Origin of the sequence: Rhodoplanes roseus, assembly GCF_003258865.1 — a bacterium.
GTDB lineage: Bacteria > Pseudomonadota > Alphaproteobacteria > Rhizobiales > Xanthobacteraceae > Rhodoplanes > Rhodoplanes roseus.
The window spans coordinates 1-2,813 of the sequence record NZ_NPEX01000475.1 but is presented as its reverse complement, the minus strand read 5'-3'; the positions used below and the strand labels follow the sequence as shown (position 1 = coordinate 2,813).

Here is a 2,813-nt window from a genome sequence, read left to right as displayed (position 1 = left end):
GACCCGGAATCCAGCCGCGGGCTCGGCATGTGTCGCTGGATTCCGGGTTCGCGGCTTCGCCGCGCCCCGGAATGACGGTGGCCTCACCCCGCCTTGTTGGGCGGCCAGCTCTGGGTCTTGATGCGGCTGGTCCATTCCAGAAAGTCCGCGAGGTCGTCGAGCTCGCGGTCGGAGAGGTTGAACTGCGGCATCTGGCGGCGGCCTTCGGCGCCGGAGGGCTGCGACTGCATCCACGCCTTCAGCATCTCGCGCGCCGCGGCGGGGTCGTCCTTGCCGCCCCAGCGGTCCCACACGTTGCCGACCTCGGGGGCGAAATAGGCGCCTTCGCCGAGCAGCGTGTGGCAGTTGATGCAAGAGTGCTTCTCCCACACGTGCTTTCCGCGCGCGACGCTGGGCGTCAGCGTCGCCGTGTCGGTCGAGACATTGGCGATGTACCAGTGGCTGTGGGCGGTGAGGCCGATGAAGATCGCGAAGAAGAAGGCCGAGCCGCCGTAGAAGACGTTCCGGGCCGCGGACTTGGTGAGGCGTTCGGCCATCGCGGGTCCTTTCCGACCTGACAAGCGAGCTGCGAGCGAAGCGCGTGCGGGAGACGGCGCGACGCTAGCAAAGGCGGCCGATCGTTCTTTGCCGATACGCAAGCAACTCGGCGAAGCGCGCCGCCGTGGCGCGGCCGCGTCTGTCGTCGGTGCGAGGGCCGATCGTGAAAAGCGCCGCTGTTTGCGGCGGGGCAATCACCGGGCGGGAGCCGTGGTGTAGATCCTGCGCCGGGGCCGCGGCATGGCGGCCGGACGTCACGTCACGGAGCGACCAGCATGAACGACGCCCAGCTCGGCCTCCTGGTGGCGACGCCGATCATCGTGGTGTTCGCCATCGCGCTGCGCCGCATGGGCGCGCTGCGCACCACCGGCGCGGTCGCCGCCGTCGCCGCCTCGCTGGCGATCGCCGCGGTGCTGTTCTTCACGCAGTAGGGGATCACTCGCCGGCCAGCCGCAGCGGCGGGCTCGGGCCGCGCTCGGCGGCGCGCAGGCGCTGCTCCTCGCGGGCCATGTAGTCGCGCGTGATCGGCACCACGCCCTGGCGCTTGGCGAGCTGGATCTGGAACACCATCATGTTCTGCTCGCGGAACGCCATCTCGGAGGCGGCGAGATAGAACTCCCACATGCGCACGAAGCGGCAGTCGTAGAGCCGCAGCGCCTCGTCGCGATGGGCGAGGAAGCGCCGGCGCCACGCCGCAAGCGTCTCGGCGTAGTGCAGCCGCAGGATCTCGATGTCGGTGACCAGCAGGCCGGCCCGCTCGATCGCCGGCAGCACCTCGGACAGCGCCGGGATGTAGCCGCCCGGGAAGATGTACTTGGCGATCCACGGATTGGTGTAGGCCGGTCCTTCCGAGCGGCCGATCGCGTGCAGCAGCATGACGCCGTCGTCCGAAAGGGCGCGGGCGGCCGCCTGGAAATAGGCGTCGTAGAAGCGCACCCCGACATGCTCGAACATGCCGACCGAGACGATGCGGTCGAACGTCTCGGCGACGTCGCGATAGTCCTGCAGGCGGAAGCGCACGCGGGCGGAGAGGTCGCTCTCGCGGGCCCGGGCGCGGGCGACCCCGAGCTGCTCGGTCGACAGGGTGAGGCCGGTGACGTCGGTGCCGCCCGTTTCGGCCAGATAGAGGGCGAGGCCGCCCCAGCCGGAGCCGATGTCGAGCACGCGCTGCCCCGGCCTGATCAGGAGCTTGGCGGCGATGTGGCGCTTCTTGGCGAGCTGCGCGTCGTCGAGCGAGGCGTCCGGCGTCTCGACATAGGCGCAGGAGTATTGCCGGTCGGAGTCGAGAAACAGCGCGTAGAGCCGGCCGTCGAGGTCGTAGTGATGCGCGACGTTGCGGCGCGAGGCGCCGCGCCGGTTCCATTGGGCGAGCTTGCGGGCGAGATACCGGATCATCACCAGCGGCTGGATCCAGGGGATCGGATAGCGCACCGCGACGGCGGCGGTGACGAGCCGCAGGAAGTCGGCGATCGAGCCCTGCTCGACCACGAAGGTGCCGTCCATGAAGGTTTCGCCGAGCCGCAGCTCGGGATCGAGCAGCACGGCCCATTCGGCCGCGGCGCTGGTGAAGCGTACCGCGACGGGTGGCCCGGCGCCGTCCCCGAAGGCGAAGACGGAGCCCGCCGCGGTGGTGACCCGAAGCGAGCCGTGACGAATCAGCTTGGAGAAGGCGAGACGCAGGAGACGGTCCATCGGCGAACCTCACGACGCCGTACCGGAGGCACGGCCACGGCTCGTCGTCCGGGGGGCGCGACCGGAATCCGGCGCCGCCCGGGGCTTTCGCCGACCGGCTCGTGTCTCTCGCAGTGCAACAACCTAATCCTTCCGGGTAGGGTGCTTCAAGGCTCCGTGCCCTGCCGGAGCCTTCGAGAAGCCAGAATTTGCCTCACAACTGCGCGAGAGATAGGTAGGGCCGTCGCCTGCGTCGGGCGGGCGGCGGAAGTGGAGCGCTGCGGCCGGTCGAGGCTGCGCGGCACGGCAATTTCAGCGAGAAGCGAGGGGTTTTCGGGGATGGCGGTCTTGGTGAGAGCATTCGCGGTGGCCGGCGCGCTGGCCTGCGGGCTCGTCCCGACGATTGCGACGGCACAGACGGATCTGGCGGCGGGCAAGAGCCCGGCTCAGATGTTCTCGTCGGATTGCGCGGCGTGCCACCGGTCGGCGTCCGGCCTGTCGCGCGGCAAGGATCCCGGAACGGTCGCCCGCTTCCTGCGCGAGCACTACACCTCGAACCCGAACAATGCGGGTGCGCTCGCCGGCTATCTGGCCGGAGATCGGAA

General features: G+C 69.8%; 3 protein-coding genes and 1 pseudogene. 2 read left to right on the top strand and 2 right to left on the bottom strand.

Features of this window, described 5'->3' with window-relative positions; genetic code table 11:
• Positions 1–83: 83 nt before the first annotated feature.
• Positions 84–536 carry a c-type cytochrome gene (locus CH341_RS30340; protein ID WP_111423231.1) on the bottom strand — a complete coding sequence of 151 codons (453 nt, stop codon included), beginning with the start codon at positions 534–536 and terminating at the stop codon, positions 84–86.
• Positions 537–812: 276 nt separating this feature from the next.
• On the opposite strand from CH341_RS30340, the gene CH341_RS34625 reads away from it, so the two are divergent.
• A complete protein-coding gene (locus tag CH341_RS34625) occupies positions 813–968 on the top strand; it encodes a hypothetical protein (protein WP_170149874.1) in 156 nt (51 codons plus the stop codon).
• 4 nt (positions 969–972) lie between these two features.
• Here CH341_RS34625 and CH341_RS30335 read toward each other — a convergent pair whose 3' ends face one another.
• Positions 973–2,229: a cyclopropane fatty acid synthase gene (locus CH341_RS30335; protein ID WP_111423229.1), complete on the bottom strand. Its 1,257-nt coding sequence runs from the start codon at positions 2,227–2,229 to the stop codon at positions 973–975.
• Positions 2,230–2,556: 327 nt separating this feature from the next.
• Here CH341_RS30335 and CH341_RS30330 point away from each other — a divergent pair.
• Positions 2,557–2,813, top strand: a pseudogene (locus tag CH341_RS30330) (hypothetical protein); the annotation flags it as partial.

Bases quoted from the DNA above. Each gene is read 5' to 3' on its own strand.
- CH341_RS30340 (WP_111423231.1), bottom strand. From the start codon at position 536: ATGGCCGAACGCCTCACCAAGTCCGCGGCCCGGAACGTCTTCTACGGC.
- CH341_RS34625 (WP_170149874.1), top strand. From the start codon at position 813: ATGAACGACGCCCAGCTCGGCCTCCTGGTGGCGACGCCGATCATCGTG.
- CH341_RS30335 (WP_111423229.1), bottom strand. From the start codon at position 2,229: ATGGACCGTCTCCTGCGTCTCGCCTTCTCCAAGCTGATTCGTCACGGC.